At 69.8% G+C, this 14892-nt stretch carries 13 protein-coding genes; all 13 read left to right on the top strand.

The window, feature by feature from the left end; genetic code table 11:
• The first annotated feature begins 8 nt into the window (after positions 1-8).
• The 13 genes from ICW72_RS04330 to ICW72_RS04270 all read left to right on the top strand — a co-directional run bounded on the left by ICW72_RS04330 (position 9) and on the right by ICW72_RS04270 (position 14857).
• Positions 9-3560 (top strand): magnesium chelatase subunit H, encoded by a 3552-nt coding sequence (locus ICW72_RS04330; RefSeq protein WP_232370797.1) that lies wholly within the window; start codon positions 9-11, stop codon positions 3558-3560.
• A complete protein-coding gene (bchL, locus tag ICW72_RS04325; protein WP_191085101.1) occupies positions 3557-4471 on the top strand; it encodes a ferredoxin:protochlorophyllide reductase (ATP-dependent) iron-sulfur ATP-binding protein in 915 nt (304 codons plus the stop codon). Before ICW72_RS04330 ends, bchL begins: the two co-directional genes overlap by 4 nt.
• Entirely contained in the window at positions 4471-5169 is a 699-nt protein-coding gene (gene bchM, locus ICW72_RS04320; protein ID WP_191085100.1) for a magnesium protoporphyrin IX methyltransferase, read from the top strand. Before bchL ends, bchM begins: the two co-directional genes overlap by 1 nt.
• Positions 5166-6602, top strand: a complete 1437-nt coding sequence (locus tag ICW72_RS04315) for a BCD family MFS transporter (protein ID WP_191085099.1) — start codon at positions 5166-5168, stop codon at positions 6600-6602. The genes bchM and ICW72_RS04315 overlap by 4 nt, the downstream gene beginning before the upstream one ends.
• 21 nt (positions 6603-6623) lie before the next feature.
• The gene (gene puhA, locus ICW72_RS04310; RefSeq protein WP_191085098.1) at positions 6624-7406 is read left to right on the top strand and encodes a photosynthetic reaction center subunit H; all 783 of its coding nucleotides are present in this window, start codon (positions 6624-6626) and stop codon (positions 7404-7406) included.
• Between the two features lie 129 nt (positions 7407-7535).
• On the top strand, positions 7536-8210 hold the full coding sequence (puhB, locus tag ICW72_RS04305; RefSeq protein WP_191085097.1) for a photosynthetic complex putative assembly protein PuhB: 675 nt from the start codon (positions 7536-7538) through the stop codon (positions 8208-8210).
• Position 8211: 1 nt separating this feature from the next.
• Positions 8212-8658, top strand: a complete 447-nt coding sequence (gene puhC, locus ICW72_RS04300) for a photosynthetic complex assembly protein PuhC (RefSeq protein WP_191085096.1) — start codon at positions 8212-8214, stop codon at positions 8656-8658.
• The gene (locus tag ICW72_RS04295) at positions 8655-8978 is read left to right on the top strand and encodes a hypothetical protein (RefSeq protein ID WP_184383207.1); all 324 of its coding nucleotides are present in this window, start codon (positions 8655-8657) and stop codon (positions 8976-8978) included. The genes puhC and ICW72_RS04295 overlap by 4 nt, the downstream gene beginning before the upstream one ends.
• Positions 8975-10048 (top strand): magnesium-protoporphyrin IX monomethyl ester (oxidative) cyclase, encoded by a 1074-nt coding sequence (gene acsF, locus ICW72_RS04290; RefSeq protein WP_191085095.1) that lies wholly within the window; start codon positions 8975-8977, stop codon positions 10046-10048. Before ICW72_RS04295 ends, acsF begins: the two co-directional genes overlap by 4 nt.
• Before the next feature lie 12 nt (positions 10049-10060).
• A complete protein-coding gene (puhE, locus tag ICW72_RS04285; protein ID WP_191085094.1) occupies positions 10061-10876 on the top strand; it encodes a putative photosynthetic complex assembly protein PuhE in 816 nt (271 codons plus the stop codon).
• A gap of 23 nt (positions 10877-10899) precedes the next feature.
• Positions 10900-12111: a 5-aminolevulinate synthase gene (gene hemA / locus ICW72_RS04280; RefSeq protein WP_191085093.1), complete on the top strand. Its 1212-nt coding sequence runs from the start codon at positions 10900-10902 to the stop codon at positions 12109-12111.
• Between the two features lie 2 nt (positions 12112-12113).
• Complete coding sequence (gene bchI, locus ICW72_RS04275; RefSeq protein WP_191085092.1) at positions 12114-13184, top strand: magnesium chelatase ATPase subunit I; 1071 nt, start codon at positions 12114-12116, stop codon at positions 13182-13184.
• On the top strand, positions 13181-14857 hold the full coding sequence (locus tag ICW72_RS04270) for a magnesium chelatase subunit D (RefSeq protein WP_191085091.1): 1677 nt from the start codon (positions 13181-13183) through the stop codon (positions 14855-14857). Before bchI ends, ICW72_RS04270 begins: the two co-directional genes overlap by 4 nt.
• Positions 14858-14892 lie beyond the last annotated feature (35 nt).

The following is a 14892-nucleotide window of genomic DNA, read 5'->3' as shown; positions in this document are numbered from 1 at the left end:
TCGTGACGATGGACAGCCATCTCGGCCAGGCGGTGGACCGCGCGCGCGAGATGCTGCTGCGGGATTGCCCGGGTGTGCGGCTAATCGTCCATTCGGCCGATGAATGGGGCAGCGACCCGGTGGCGCTGGCCGCCTGCCGTGCCGACATCGCGCGCGCTGACATCCTGGTGGCCGGCATGCTGTTCCTCGATGAGCATGTGCGCGCCGTGCAGGACGCGATCGCGGCCAGGCGCGATGCCACCATGGCCACCGTCTGCCTGCTCTCGGCGGGCGAGATCGTGAAGATGACGCGGCTGGGCAAGTTCGACATGTCCACCGAGGCGCGTGGCGCCATGGCGCTGCTGAAGAAGCTGCGCGGGTCGAAGGGCAAGAACACCTCCGGCCGCGGCCAGATGAAGACGCTGGCCATGCTGCCCAAGCTGCTGCGCTGGATTCCCGGCACGGCGCAGGACGTGCGCATCTACATGCTGGCCCTGCAATACTGGCTGGCGGGCTCGGCCGAGAACATCGCGAACCTGGCGCGCATGCTGGTGCAGCGCTATGGCGGCCATGCCAAGCTGCTGGTGGGCGCGCCGGTGGAATACCCCGATGTGGGGCTCTATCACCCCGGCCTGCCCGGCCGCATCGCGGAGAATGTCGCGCAGCTGCCGCAGGCGGGCGCACAAGGCCGGGTGGGGGTGCTGCTGCTGCGCTCCTATGTGCTGGCGGACAACGCGGCGCATTACCGCGGCGTGATCGAGGCGCTGGAGGCCAAGGGGCTCAGCGTGGTGCCGGCCTTCGCGGCCGGCCTCGACCAGCGCCCCGCCATCGAGCGCTTCTTCCTCAAGGACGGACAGCCCATCGTGGATGCGGTGGTGTCGCTCACGGGGTTCTCGCTGGTGGGCGGGCCGGCCTACAACGACGCCCGCGCGGCCGAGGAAATGCTCGCGAAGCTCGATGTGCCCTACATCGCGGCCCACCCCCTCGAATTCCAGACGATCGTGGACTGGCAGGCCGATCATCGCGGCCTGACGCCGGTCGAGGCCACGATGATGGTGGCCATCCCTGAGCTCGACGGCGCCATCATGCCGATGACCTTCGGCGGTCGCTGCGGCACGGATGACCTGAAGCAGCGCTGTCCGGGCTGCGACGGCATCCGCTGCAAGGGCAACATGGTCCCTCACCACGAGCGCGCGGTGACGCTGGCGCAGCGCGTGGCGCGGATGGTGGCGCTGCGGCGCAAGGCGCGGGCCGAGCGGCGCGTGGGCCTCGTCATCTTCAACTTCCCGCCCAATGCGGGGAATACCGGCACGGCGGCCTATCTCGCGGTGTTCGACAGCATCTTCGCCACGCTCCGCGCCATGAAGGCCGAGGGCTATAGCGTGGACCTGCCCGCCAGCGTGGATATGCTGCGCGAGCGCATCCTGAACGGCAACCGCGAGCGCTTCGGCGCGCTGGCCAATGTCGCCGCGCGCATGCCGGTGGACGAGCATGTGCGCCGCCAGAGCTGGCTCGCGGAGATCGAGCGGCAATGGGGCCCCGCGCCCGGCCGCCTGCAGACGGACGGCGCGACGCTGCACATCCTGGGCGAGCGCTTCGGCAATGTCTTCGTCGGCGTGCAGCCCGGCTTCGGCTATGAGGGCGACCCGATGCGCCTGCTCTTCGAGCAGGGCTTCGCCCCCACCCACGCCTTCGCCGCCTTCTACCGCTGGCTGCGCGAGGATTTTTCCGCTGATGCCGTGCTGCATTTCGGCACGCATGGCGCGCTGGAATTCATGCCCGGCAAGCAGGCCGGCATGTCCAAGGATTGCTGGCCGGACCGGCTGATCGGGGATTTGCCCAATTTCTACCTCTACGCCTCCAACAACCCGTCGGAGGGGATGCTGGCCAAGCGGCGCGCGAATGCGACGCTGATCAGCTACCTCACGCCGCCCGTGGCCCATGCCGGGCTATATCGCGGCCTGCTGGACCTGAAGGCCAGCCTCGACCGCTGGCGCGCTCTCGAGCCCGAGAGCGGCGATGCGACCGACATGCTGACCATGCTCCAGGCCCAGGCCGCCGCGGTGGACCTGGCCGAGGCCGAGCCGCAATGGCCGCTGGAGGGCATCGTGGCGCGGCTGCACAAGCTGGCGAACGACCTGCTGGAGCTGGAATACACCCTGATCCCGCACGGCCTGCACAGCCTGGGCGTGGCGCACACGCCTGCCCAGCGCGTGGAACTGCTGGACGCCGCCGGTGTCACGGACATGGCCGAGCGCACGCGGCTCGACGCGCTGCTGGCGCAGGACCACGAGATCCCCGCCATCCTGCACGCGCTGGACGGCGGCTATGTCCGCCCCGCGCCGGGTGGCGACCTGCTGCGGACCACCGATGTGCTGCCCACCGGCCGCAACATCCATGGCTTCGATCCCTTTCGCATCCCTTCCGCCTTCGCGGTGGAGGATGGCGCGCGCCAGGCCGAACGCCTGCTGGCGCGCCATGTCGAGACCAGCGGCGCGCTGCCCGAGACCATCGCCGTCGTCCTCTGGGGCACCGACAACCTCAAGACCGAGGGTGGGCCGCTCGCGCAGGCGCTGTGGCTGATGGGCGCCGAGCCGCGGCTCGATGGCTATGGCCGCGTCTGCGGCGCGCAGCTCGTGCCGCTGGAGCGTCTGGGCCGGCCGCGGGTGGATGTGATGATCAGCCTCTCGGGCATCTTCCGCGACCTGCTGCCCATGCAGACGAAGCTGCTGGCGGAGGCCGCCTTCCTCGCCGCCGGCGCCGAGGAACCCACGGAGCTGAACTTCATCCGAAAGCACGCGCTGGCGCTGATGGCGGAGAAGGGCATCTCGCTGGAGGATGCCGCGCTGCGCGTCTTCGGCAATGCCGAGGGCACCTATGGCGCCAACGTCAACCTCACCGTGGACAACGGCGCCTGGCAGGATGAGGACGAACTGGCCGACACCTACATGAAGCGCAAGGGCTTCGCCTATGGCGTGGACGGGCACCCCCGCCGCCAGGAGGCGACGATGGCGCATCTGCTCGGCACGGTGGAATGCGCCTACCAGAACCTCGACAGCGTCGAGAGCGGCATCACCACCATCAGCCACTACTTCGACAGCCTGGGTGGGATCAGCCGCGCCGCCCGCCGCGCCCGCGGTGGCAAGGACACGGCGGTCTATATCGGCGACCAGACGCGCGGCGCGGGCAAGATCCGCACACTGGCCGAGCAGGTCACGCTGGAAAGCCGCACCCGCGCCCTGAACCCGAAATGGTTCGAGGCGATGCTGACCCATGGCTATGAGGGCGTGCGCCAGATCGAGGAGCACGTGACCAACACCATGGGCTGGTCCGCCACCACGGGCCAGGTGGCGCCCTGGGTCTATCAGCACCTGGCGCAGACCTACATGCTCGACCCCGAGATGCGCGCGCGCCTGGCCGCACTCAACCCGACCGCTTCCGTGAAGATCGCGAACCGCCTGATCGAGGCCACCGAGCGCAGCTACTGGGCGCCGGACGAAGCCACGCTCGAGGCGCTGCGACGCGCGGGAGAGGAACTCGAAGATCGCCTTGAGGGGATCACGCCGGAGATGGCCGCATGAACAAGATCGTCCGCACGGAGCTCATCCGTGGCTCGAATCGCGAAAAGGTTGGCGATGGCTCTGGCAGCGTCCAGGTGCACATGGACCAGGTGGCCAAGATCGACACCGCCAAGGTCTTCGCAGTCTATGGCAAGGGGGGCATCGGCAAGAGCACGACCAGTTCGAACCTCTCGGTCGCCTTCGCGAAGCTCGGCAAGCGCGTGCTGCAGATCGGCTGCGACCCCAAGCACGACAGCACCTTCACGCTGACCAAGTGCATGATCCCCACCGTGATCGACGTGCTGGAGGGCGTCGATTTCCACGCCGAGGAACTCCGTCCCGAGGATTTCGTGGTGGAGGGCTATGCCGGGGTGATGTGCGTGGAGGCGGGCGGCCCACCGGCCGGCACGGGCTGCGGCGGCTATGTCGTGGGCCAGACGGTGAAGCTGCTGAAGGAACACCATCTGCTGGAAGACACCGATGTGGTGATCTTCGACGTGCTGGGCGACGTGGTGTGCGGCGGCTTCGCCGCCCCTCTGCTGCACGCGGACCGCGGCGTGATCGTCGCCGCCAACGACTTCGACAGCATCTTCGCCATGAACCGCATCGTCGCCGCCATCCACGCCAAGGCGAAGAATTACGGCGTGCGGCTGGGCGGCGTCATCGCCAACCGCAGCGCGGCCACCGACCAGATCGAGCGCTACAATGAGCGCACCGGCATGAAGCTGCTGGGGCATTTCCCGGACCTCGATGCCATCCGCCGCTCGCGCCTCAAAAAGCAGACGCTGTTCGAGATGGATGCGACGCCTGAGATCGAGGCGGTGCAGCAGGAATATCTCCGCATCGCCGCCAGCCTCTGGGCCGGGGTGGAGCCGGTGGAGGCCGAGGCGCTGAAGGATCGCGACATCTTCGACCTGCTGGGGTACGACTGATGCACAGCGGCACCTACACCGCGCGGCGCGGCGAACTCGAAACCTATTTCGACCGCACCGCCTCCGAGAACTGGGCGCGGCTGACCTCGGAAGCGCCCGTCAGCGGCATCCGCGCCACGGTCCGCGCCGGCCGCAACGCGATGCGCGAGACGCTGCTCTCCTGGCTGCCGGATGACATGACGGGGCTGCGCCTGCTTGACGCCGGCTGCGGCACCGGCGCCCTGGCCAATGAGGCCGCCCGCCGCGGCGCCGAAGTGGTGGCCGTGGACCTGGCCGGCACGCTGATCGAACACGCCCGTGACCGCGCCGCGCATCTGGGCGGCAACCAGCCTGATTTCCGGGTGGGCGACATGCTGGACGAGACGCTGGGCCAGTTCGACCACATCGTGGCAATGGACAGCCTCATTCACTACAAGCCCGCCGACATCGTGGACGCGCTGGCGCGGGTGGCGCCGCGCTGCCGGGGGTCGCTGATCTTCACGGTGGCCCCGCAGACGCCGTTGCTGTCGGTGATGCACGCCGTGGGCCGCATGTTCCCGCGCAGCGACCGCGCGCCTTTCATCGAGCCGCTGGCGGAAGCCAAGCTGCGCCGCCTGATCGCGGCCGATCCGCGCCTCGCTGGCTTTGCTGCCGGCCGGCACCGGCGGATCAAGAGCGGCTTCTACACCTCCCACGCCTATGAATGGGTGCGGCGATGAGCACGCAGGGCTTCAGCCTGGCGCGGCAATGGATGAAGATCAGCCCGTCCATGCTGCCCTTCGCGGATGCGGCCTCGGCCGATGTGCCGCTGAGCCGGCTGTTGCGCCTGTCGCTCTTTCAGATCTCGGTGGGCATGGCGGCGGTGCTGCTGATCGGCACGCTGAACCGCGTGATGATCGTGGAGTTGGGCGTGCCGGCGGGGCTGGTGGCGGTGATGGTGGCCCTGCCACTGGTCTTCGCGCCGCTGCGCGCGTTGATCGGCTTCCGCTCGGACAATCACAAATCCGTGCTGGGCTGGCGGCGCGTGCCCTATCTCTGGTTCGGCACGATCTTCCAGTTCAGCGGCTTCGCGATGATGCCCTTCGCGCTGCTGATCCTGTCCGGGGACACCTGGGCGCCGCCCATCGCCGGCCAGCTTTCCGCGGCCATCTGCTTCCTGCTGGTGGGCGCGGGCATGCACATGACGCAGACGGTGGGCCTCGCTCTCGCCACCGACATCTCGCCGCGCGAGAAGCAGCCCAAGGTCGTGGCGCTGATGTCCGTGATGCTGCTGCTGGGCATGCTGGGCAGCGCGCTGGTCTTCGGCCTGCTGCTGACGCCGTTCAGCCAGATCAAGCTGATCCAGGTCATCCAGGGCGTGGCCGGCGCCACCATGATCCTGAACTTCGTCGCCATCTGGAAGCAGGAGGTGCGCGACCCCGCGCGCTCAGCCGCGCTGCCGGAAGACCCGAGCTTCCGCCAGGCCTGGCGCGAGTTGAAGTCCACCGGTCCCTGGATGCGGCGCATCGTGGCCATCAGCCTCGGCACCTTCGGCTTCGCCATGCAGGACATCCTGCTGGAGCCTTATGGCGGCGAAATCCTGGGCCTCGAGGTCGGCACGACCACGCTGCTCACCGCGCTCTTCGCCTTTGGCGGGGTCAATGGCTTCATGCTGGCCTCGGGATGGATCGGACGCGGCGCCTGCGCCAACCGCATCGCGGGCTATGGCATGGGCTGGGGCACGCTGGCCTTCGCCTGCGTGATGCTGGCCGCCCCCTTCGACAGCCCGTTGATGTTCGCCCTCGGTTCCCTGCTCATCGGCTTCGGCGGTGGCCTCTTCGCCCATGGCACGCTGACCAGCTGCATGCAGGCGGCACCACCCGACAAGATCGGCCTGACGCTGGGCATCTGGGGCGCGGCGCAGGCCACGAGTGCCGGCATCGCCATCGCGCTGGGCGGCCTGGTGCGCGACGTGGTGAGCCACCTGGCCGAAGCGGGTGCGCTTGGCCCGGCGCTGACCGGCCCGGCGGTTGGCTATTGCACCGTCTACCTCATCGAGATCGTCGTGCTGTTCGCGGGCATCATCGCGATCGGCCCGCTCGTCCGGGGCTCGCTTGTCCCGGAATCCCTTGCAGAACCGCGCGGTGCCGCAGCACCGCAGACCGCCCATTAGGGCGAAAGGAGAGAGAGTGCCATGCAACCTGGCTCATATTTCGCGGGCTTCGACCTCGTCACGGCCGCGCTCTATGGCTTCTGGGTCTTCTTCCTGGGGCTGATCCTCTACCTGAACCGGGAGAGCAAGCGCGAAGGCTATCCGCTGGTGACGCCGGGCAAGCCGAATGACCGCCCCCAAGGCTTCCCCGGTGTGCCCACGCCCAAGATCTTCAAGCTGGCCCATGGCGGCACCGTCCAGGCGCCGCGCAATGACGGCGACCCGCAGCCGCCCATCGCGGCCGTCTGGGCCGACCCGACGCCGGGCGCGCCGCTGATCCCGACCGGCAACCCGATGATCGACGGCGTGGGCCCCGCGGCCTATGCGCTGCGCGCCGATGTGCCGGACCTCACCTTCGATGAGAGCCTGCCCAAGATCGTGCCGCTGCGCGTCGCCACCGACGTGACCATCGACCCCGAGGACCCCGACCCGCGCGGCATGACGGTGGTGGACGCCGATTGGCAGCCCGCCGGCGTGTGCGTGGACATCTGGTACGACAAGTCCGAGGCCATCTTCCGCTTCCTCGAGGTCGAGGTCGCGACCGAGATGGGCTTCCGCCGCGTCATGATCCCGGTGCCGATGATGACCATCAACTCGGCCCGCAACGTGATCCGCGTGCGGTCGCTGCTGGCCGAGCATTTCAAGACCGCGCCCACGCTGAAGAACCCCGACACCATCACCCTCCTCGAGGAGGACAAGGTGGCGGCCTACTGCGCCGGCGGTCAGTTCTATGCCAAGCGCGAGCGCAGCGAGCCCTTCATCTGAGGGCCCAAGCCCGGCGCGCGGCCGGCGCGCCGGGAACTGCCGAGGGGGCAGGGGTTGCGCCGCATCAAGGCGGCGATCCCCTGGAACCCTCCAACATTGTCCATGCCAGAAGGCTGGAGGAAGGTTTCGATGAAAGACCAGCACATTCCCGGGATGCCCGAACACGAGATCGAACCCGTGCCTGGCCTGCCCGAACGCCTGCCCGACGGCGAGGGCATCATCTGGCAGGGTTCTCCCGCCTGGTGGCCCTTCGCGCGGCGCGCCATGCACCTCAAGGGGCTTGGCTTCTACTTCCTGGCGCTGGTGGCGTGGCACCTGGTGGAATCCATGATGGCCGGCGGTTCGCTGCTGGCGGCGCTGGCCGGGCCTTCCCTGTCGGTGGTGCTGGCGAGCCTCTGCCTCGTGATCCTGGCCTTCATCGGGCGGGCGGCGGCGCGGTCCACGCTCTACACCATCACCAACCGGCGCATCGTGATGCGGGTCGGCGTGGCGCTGCCGATGACCATCAACATCCCTTTCAGCGCGGTGCAGTCGGCCTCCGTGCGGCGCCATGCGGATGGCACCGAGGACATCGTGCTGGCCCTGCTGCCCGAGCACCGGGTCTCGATGGTGGCGCTCTGGCCGCATTTGCGTCCCTGGCGGATGGGTCGGCCCGAGCCCATGCTGCGCGGCCTGCCCGTGAGTGCGGGCGCGTCGCAGGTGCTCTCGCGCATGCTGGCGGCCTCGGCGCAGATGCCGGTGCCGGCCGCGGTCACCGAGCCGCCGCGCCGTCCGGTGCGCCTGCCTGGCGAAGCGGTGGCCTGAGATGGACCGGATGATGGACCGCCGCCACCTCCTGCCGCTGCTGGCCTGCGGGACCGTGATCGCGGGGACGCTCGCGCTGGTGGGGCCGCAGCAGAACCGCGCGCTCATTACCCGCCCGAACGAAACCCCGCTGCGTGAGCGCATGGTCCGTTTCGAGGATGGTCCGGATGGCTCCGTTGTCATCCGGGATGCGGCGAATCATTCGGTGCTGGCGCGGTTTCCGGTGGCGGAGGGTGGCTTCGTCCGTGGTACGCTCCGGGCATTGGCGCGGGAGCGTCGGCAGGAAGAACAAGGGCAGGAAATGCCCTTCCGGGTGTCCGCCTGGCGGGATGGCCAGTTGACCTTGGATGATGTCGCCACCGGGCGGCGTGTGGACCTGACGGCCTTCGGCTCCACCAATGCCGGGATCTTCGCCCGGCTGCTGACAGCCCAAGGAGAGACACAATGAAGAAGGCGTTGGGGGCTTTCTGGGAGAGCCTGTCCGGGCCGCGCGTCATCACCGTGCCCTGCACCGTGGAGATCGAGCAGAGTTTCGACAGTCTGCACGCGCATGCGGTGCCCGAGGGCATCACGCTGCGCCCCGGCGACCGGGTGGTGGTGAACAACCCGCCCGGCCTTCCCGAATTCGGCACGGCCACCACCTACGAGACGACGGCCACCGTCTATCGCGCCGGCCCCTTCACCCAGCTCTGGACCGAGGTCGCGGCCTTCGCCGAACTGGCCGAGCTGTACCATTGCGGCTTCGAACCCAAGGAGTATGGCGCATGAACGCCGTGACCGGGTCCACCCCGCGCGTGCTGAACGAGACCACGCGCATGGCCAGCACCGAGACGGTGCTCTCGCCGCGCTTCTACACCACCGACTTCGCGGCGATGGACGCGCTGGATGTCAGCTCCATCCGCCCGGAGTGGGACAAGCTGATGGACGAGTTCCGCGCGGACCCGAACAAGGGCCATTTCGTCCGCAACGAGCAGTTCGACCAGTTCCGCCTGGAGGATCTGCCGGAGCCCTTGCAGAAGGAGGTGGTGGAATTCCTGGTGAGTTCCGTGACCGCCGAATTCTCGGGCTGCGTGCTCTATGCCGAGATCAAGAAGCGCATCAAGAACCCCGACATCAAGGAGCTGTTCGCGGTGATGAGCCGCGACGAGGCGCGCCATGCGGGCTTCATCAATGACAGCCTGAAGGATATCGGCGTCGGCGTGGATCTGGGCTTCCTGACCAAGGCGAAGAAGTATCACTACTTCCGGCCCAAGTTCATCTTCTACGCGACCTATCTGTCCGAGAAGATCGGCTACGCCCGCTACATCACGATCTTCCGCCAGTTCGAGAAGCACCCGGAGCGCCGCTTCCACCCGATCTTCAACTGGTTCGAGAAGTGGTGCAATGACGAGTTCCGCCACGGCGAGGCCTTCGCCCTGCTGATGCGCGCGAACCCCTCGCTGCTGACGGGCATCAATGCCTATTGGGCCAAGTTCTTCCAGTTGGCGGTCTTCGCCACCATGTATGTCCGCGACCACGCCCGCCCGGCCTTCCACGAGGCGCTGGGCATGACGCCGACCGAATACGACATGCAGGTGTTCGACAAGACGACCGAGATCTGCAAGCAGGTCTTCCCCATCACGCTGGCCTGGGACAGGCCCGCCTTCAAGGCGGGGCTGGACCGTCTGTTCCGCATCTCGGAACAGCTGGGGCAGCTGCGCGCGCAGAAGGGCGCCTGGGCCGCCACCAAGCGCACGGCGCTGAGCGCCGCCGCCGGCGCCACCTTCCTGCGCCTGCTGGCCATGCCCGGCCGCCGCGCCCCCCTGCCGGCCGAAATCCGGCTGAGCCCGGCCTACTGAGGGAAGCGCGCGGTGGAATACGTCGGGCCCTGCCTGTTCGCGGTGTTCGTGTGGTGGTTTGGCACGGCGCTCGTGTTCATGCTGGACCAGCTGCCGCGCCACACCTACCGGCGCACCATGTGGGGGGCGACCCTCATGCTGGGGGCCGCGCTGCTTTGCGTCGTGACGCTGTCCGAACGCACCACCATGGCCAGCGCCTATGCGGGCTTCGCCTGCGGGGTGCTGGTCTGGGCCTGGCAGGAGATCGCCTTCCTGACCGGCGTCGTCACTGGCCCCAACCGCGCGCCACTGCCCGAGGGCACGGAGGGCTTCCCGCGCTTCCGCGCGGCCCTTTCCGCCATCATCCACAATGAGCTGGCCATGCTGGCGCTGGGGTTGGTGCTGTTGGCGCTGCTGTGGGACGCGCCCAACCAGATGGCGCTCTGGACCTACCTGGCACTTTGGGTGATGCGGCAATCGGCCAAGATCAACATCTTCCTGGGCGCCCGGAACCTGGGCGAGGCCATGCTGCCGCCGCACCTCGCGCACCTGGCCAGCTATTTCCGCCGCCGGCCGATGAACTGGCTGTTCCCCTTCTCGGTGACGGGCGGGACGGTGGTGGCAGTGCTGCTGGCATTGGCCGCCGTCCAGGCCGATGACCCCTATCTCATCACGGCCTATACGCTGCTGGCGGCCCTGCTGGCGCTGGCCGTCATCGAACACTGGTTCCTGATGCTGCCGCTGCCGCTGGACGGCCTCTGGACCTGGGGGCGGCCGGCCTCCGCCCACCCACCGGCCCCGTTGCGCCCGCCGCGCAACGAGCCCGCCTCCCTGCCGCTGCGGCCATGAACGAAGAAGGAAAGGTTGTCGCCATGAACTACGAGGCCCTGTTCCGGAAGCAACTCGACGGTCTGCGCCGCGAGGGCCGCTACCGCGTCTTCGCCGACCTCGAACGCCGGGCGGGGTCCTTCCCGCGCGCGGTCCATCACCGCCCGGGCGGCACGGCCGAGGTGACGGTCTGGTGCTCGAACGACTACCTGGGCATGGGCCAGAACCCCAAGGTGCTGGAGGCGATGCACACGGCCATCGACCGCGCCGGGGCAGGGGCGGGCGGCACGCGCAACATCGGCGGCACCAACCACTACCATGTGCTGCTGGAGAAGGAGCTCGCGGACCTGCACGGCAAGGAAGCCGCCCTGCTGTTCAACTCCGGCTACATGTCGAACTGGGCCACGCTCTCCACCCTCGCCGCCAAGCTGCCCGGCTGCGTGGTGCTGTCGGATGAGCTGAACCATGCCTCCATGATCGAGGGCATCCGCCACTCCCGCGCGCAGTGCATCGTCTGGAAGCACAACGACCTGGCCGACCTGCGCGAGAAGCTCGCGGCCCTGCCGGCCGACACCCCCAAGCTGATCGCCTTCGAGAGCGTCTATTCGATGGATGGCGACGTCGCCCCCATCGCTTCCATCTGCGACCTGGCCGATGAGTTCGGCGCCATGACCTACCTGGACGAGGTGCACGCGGTGGGCCTCTACGGCCCGCGTGGCGGCGGCATCAGCGAGCGTGACGGCGTGGCGCACCGCCTCACCGTCATCGAGGGCACGCTGGCCAAGGCCTATGGCGTGATCGGCGGCTACATCGCGGGCTCCGCCGCCATGGTGGATTTCGTGCGCAGCTTCGCCTCGGGCTTCATCTTCTCGACCGCGCTGCCGCCGGCCGTCGCCGCCGGCGCCACGGCCAGCATCCAGCACCTCAAGGAAAGCGCGGAGGAGCGCCAGCGGATGCACGAACGCGTGGCCACGGTCCGCAGCCGCCTCGATGGCCTCTCCATCCCGCATCTGCGCAACCCGAGCCACATCGTGCCCGTCATGGTGGGCAATGCCGTGCTCTGCAAGGAGATCAGCGACCTGCTGCTGGAGCGCTACTCCGTCTATGTGCAGCCCATCAACTACCCGACGGTGCCGCGCGGGACGGAGCGCCTGCGCTTCACGCCCTCGCCCGCGCACACCGATGCCGACATCGATCACCTGATGCTGGCGCTGGACGAGGTCTGGACGGAATTCCAGATCCAGCGGCGCGCCTGAGCATGGATGGCCTCGCGACGCGCCTGAAACCCAAGGCGCGCCGCCCGGCGCGGGTAAAGCCGCGGCCGGTCTTTCCCTTCACCGCGATGGTGGGGCAGGAGGAGATGACCCTCTCGCTCATCCTCTGCGCGGTGGACCCGGCGATCGGCGGCGTGCTGGCGCTGGGTGACCGGGGTACGGGCAAGTCCACCGCCATTCGCGCGCTCGCGGCCCTGCTGCCGCCCATGAAGGCAATTCGCGGCTGCCGCTTCAACTGCGCGCCGGGCAAGCCCGCGCAGATGTGCGATTCCTGCCAACAGCCCCGCGCCCCGCGCGTGAGCGTGCCCGTGCCCGTGGTGGACCTGCCGCTGGGTGCGACCGAGGACCGGGTGGTGGGCGCCCTCGATCTCGAACGGGCGCTGACCCAGGGGGAGAAGGCCTTCGAGCCCGGCCTGCTGGCCCGAGCGCACCGCGGCTTCCTCTACATTGACGAGGTGAACCTGCTGGAGGACCACTTGGTGGACCTGCTGCTGGACGTCGCGGCCTCGGGCGAGAACGTGGTGGAACGCGACGGCCTCAGCGTCCGCCACCCCGCGCGCTTCGTGCTGGTCGGCAGCGGCAACCCCGAGGAGGGCGAACTTCGCCCGCAATTGCTCGACCGCTTCGGCCTCTCGGTCGAGGTGATGACGCCGACCGATCTTCCCACCCGCATGGAGGTCATCAAGCGCCGCGACGCCTTCGAGCGTGACCCGCCCGGCTTCTGTGCCCGCTTCGCGCCTGAGGAAGCGGCGCTGCGTGCCCGCATCCTGGCCGCGCGTGCGGCGCTGCCGCATGTGGCGGTGCCCGATGCCATGCTGGAACAGGCCGCGCGCCTGTGCATGACGGCCGGCACGGATGGGCTGCGAGGGGAACTGACGCTCATCCGCGTGGCGCGCGCGCTGGCCGCCTACGAAGGCGCGGCTGAGGTGACGCTGGACCATCTGCGCCGCCTGGCGCCCCTCGCGCTGCGGCACCGCCTGCGCCGCAACCCGCTCGATGATTCGGTCGCCACCACCCGCGTGGCCCGCGCCGTCGAGGAGGTCTTCGGGCCGTGACCCCGCCCACCCCGCGCGAGGATGCCGCGCTCGCGGCCTGCCTGCTCGCGGTGGATCCGAGGGGGCTTGGCGGTGCCGTGCTGCGGGCGCGCCCGGGCGTGGAGCGCGACCGCTGGCTCAGCCTTCTGCAATCCCTCCTGCCCTCTGGCACCGCGCTGCGCCGCCTGCCGCCCGGTGTCGCGGATGACGCGCTGCTTGGTGGGCTGGACCTGACCGCGACGCTGGCCAGCGGCCGCCCCGTGCAGCGCGCGGGGCTGCTGGAGGCGAGTGCGGACGGCGTGCTGGTCATGCCCATGGCCGAGCGCCTGACCCGCCCGACCGCCGCCCGCCTCAACGCCGGCCAGGAGCGCCACGGCTACGCCATGCTGGCGCTGGACGAAGGGCTGGAAGAGGACGAGGCCCCGCCGCCCGCGCTGCTGGACCGGCTGGCCTTCTGCCCGGACCTGTCGGAACCACCGGCCCCCGCGCCGCATGACGCGGCCGCCATCGCCGCGGCGCGGGCCCGCCTGCCGGGCGTGGACAGCCCGGAGCCCATCATCGAGGCCATCCTCGCCACCGCCATGGCGGCGGGCATCCTTTCCCTGCGCGCGCCCGCGCTGGCCCTGCGCGCGGCCCGCGCCGCGGCGGCGCTGGGTGGCCGCGACGCCCCAAGCGCGGAGGACGCCACGCTGGCCGTGCGCCTCGTGCTGGGCCCCCGGGCCACGGTCCTTCCTGAATTGCCACCGGAACAGGAAGCGCCACCGCCGCCACCTGAGGAGCCGGACGCCGAACGCCCCGATGACGCCACGGACCCCGCGCAGCGCGGCCAGATGGAGGACGTGGTGCAGGAGGCGCGCGAGGTGCCGCTGCCCGCGCAACTCCTGGCAAGCCTCGCTGCCGCCACGCTGCGGCTGCGCGCGCCCTCCTCCGGCCGCACGGGGGCGGAGCGCATTTCCCTCAAGCGCGGCCGCCCCGTCGGCAGCCGCCCGGGCGAGCCGCGCAACGGGGCCCGCATCGCCCTGCTGGACACGCTGCGCGCCGCTGCCCCCTGGCAAAGGCTGCGCCCCGCGCCGCCCCGCGCCCGCGTGGCCGTCCGCCGCGAGGATTTCCGCATCCGTCGCTTCCGCGAGCACAGCGAGAGCACGGCGATCTTCGTGGTGGACGCCTCGGGCTCGGCCGCGCTGCACCGCCTGGCTGAGGCCAAGGGCGCGGTCGAGATGCTGCTGGCCGAATGCTATGCGCGGCGCGACCGGGTGGGCGTCATCGCCTTCCGGGGTGCCGCGGCCGAGACGCTGCTGGCGCCCACGCATTCCCTGGTGCGGGCCAAGCGTGCCTTGGCGGGGCTGCCGGGGGGAGGGGCCTCGCCGCTCGCCTCGGGGCTGGATGCCGCACTCGCCATGGCGCGGCTGGAGAAGCGCGCCGGCCGCACGCCCCTGATCGTGACCCTGACCGATGGCCGCGCGAACATGGCGCGCGACGGCAGCAGCGGCCGCGCCGCCGCCGAGGCCGATGCGCTGGCCGTGGCGAAGCTGCTGCGCGCGGAGGGCCATTCCGTGCTGATCGTGGACACCGCGCCCCGCCCGCAGCCCTTCGCCACCACCCTGGCCGCCGAGGCTGGCGGGCGCGCGCTGGTGCTGCCCCAGGCGCGGGCGGAGGTGCTGGCGGGCGCGGTGCGGCAGGTGATGGGGGCATGACCGCCACCGCTTCACGCCTCCGGGCTTCCGCCCTC

Origin of the sequence: Roseococcus microcysteis, assembly GCF_014764365.1 — a bacterium.
Taxonomy (GTDB): Bacteria; Pseudomonadota; Alphaproteobacteria; order Acetobacterales; family Acetobacteraceae; genus Roseococcus; species Roseococcus microcysteis.
Note: the sequence above shows the minus strand (reverse complement) of the source record. Positions and strands in the feature narration are given on the sequence as shown.

Coding starts and splice junctions, on each gene's coding strand:
- bchI (WP_191085092.1), top strand. CDS start 12,114: ATGGATGGCCTCGCGACGCGCCTGAAACCCAAGGCGCGCCGCCCGGCG.
- acsF (WP_191085095.1), top strand. CDS start 8,975: ATGAACGCCGTGACCGGGTCCACCCCGCGCGTGCTGAACGAGACCACG.
- puhB (WP_191085097.1), top strand. CDS start 7,536: ATGAAAGACCAGCACATTCCCGGGATGCCCGAACACGAGATCGAACCC.
- ICW72_RS04295 (WP_184383207.1), top strand. CDS start 8,655: ATGAAGAAGGCGTTGGGGGCTTTCTGGGAGAGCCTGTCCGGGCCGCGC.
- bchM (WP_191085100.1), top strand. CDS start 4,471: ATGCACAGCGGCACCTACACCGCGCGGCGCGGCGAACTCGAAACCTAT.
- ICW72_RS04315 (WP_191085099.1), top strand. CDS start 5,166: ATGAGCACGCAGGGCTTCAGCCTGGCGCGGCAATGGATGAAGATCAGC.
- puhC (WP_191085096.1), top strand. CDS start 8,212: ATGGACCGGATGATGGACCGCCGCCACCTCCTGCCGCTGCTGGCCTGC.
- bchL (WP_191085101.1), top strand. CDS start 3,557: ATGAACAAGATCGTCCGCACGGAGCTCATCCGTGGCTCGAATCGCGAA.
- hemA (WP_191085093.1), top strand. CDS start 10,900: ATGAACTACGAGGCCCTGTTCCGGAAGCAACTCGACGGTCTGCGCCGC.
- ICW72_RS04330 (WP_232370797.1), top strand. CDS start 9: ATGGACAGCCATCTCGGCCAGGCGGTGGACCGCGCGCGCGAGATGCTG.
- puhA (WP_191085098.1), top strand. CDS start 6,624: ATGCAACCTGGCTCATATTTCGCGGGCTTCGACCTCGTCACGGCCGCG.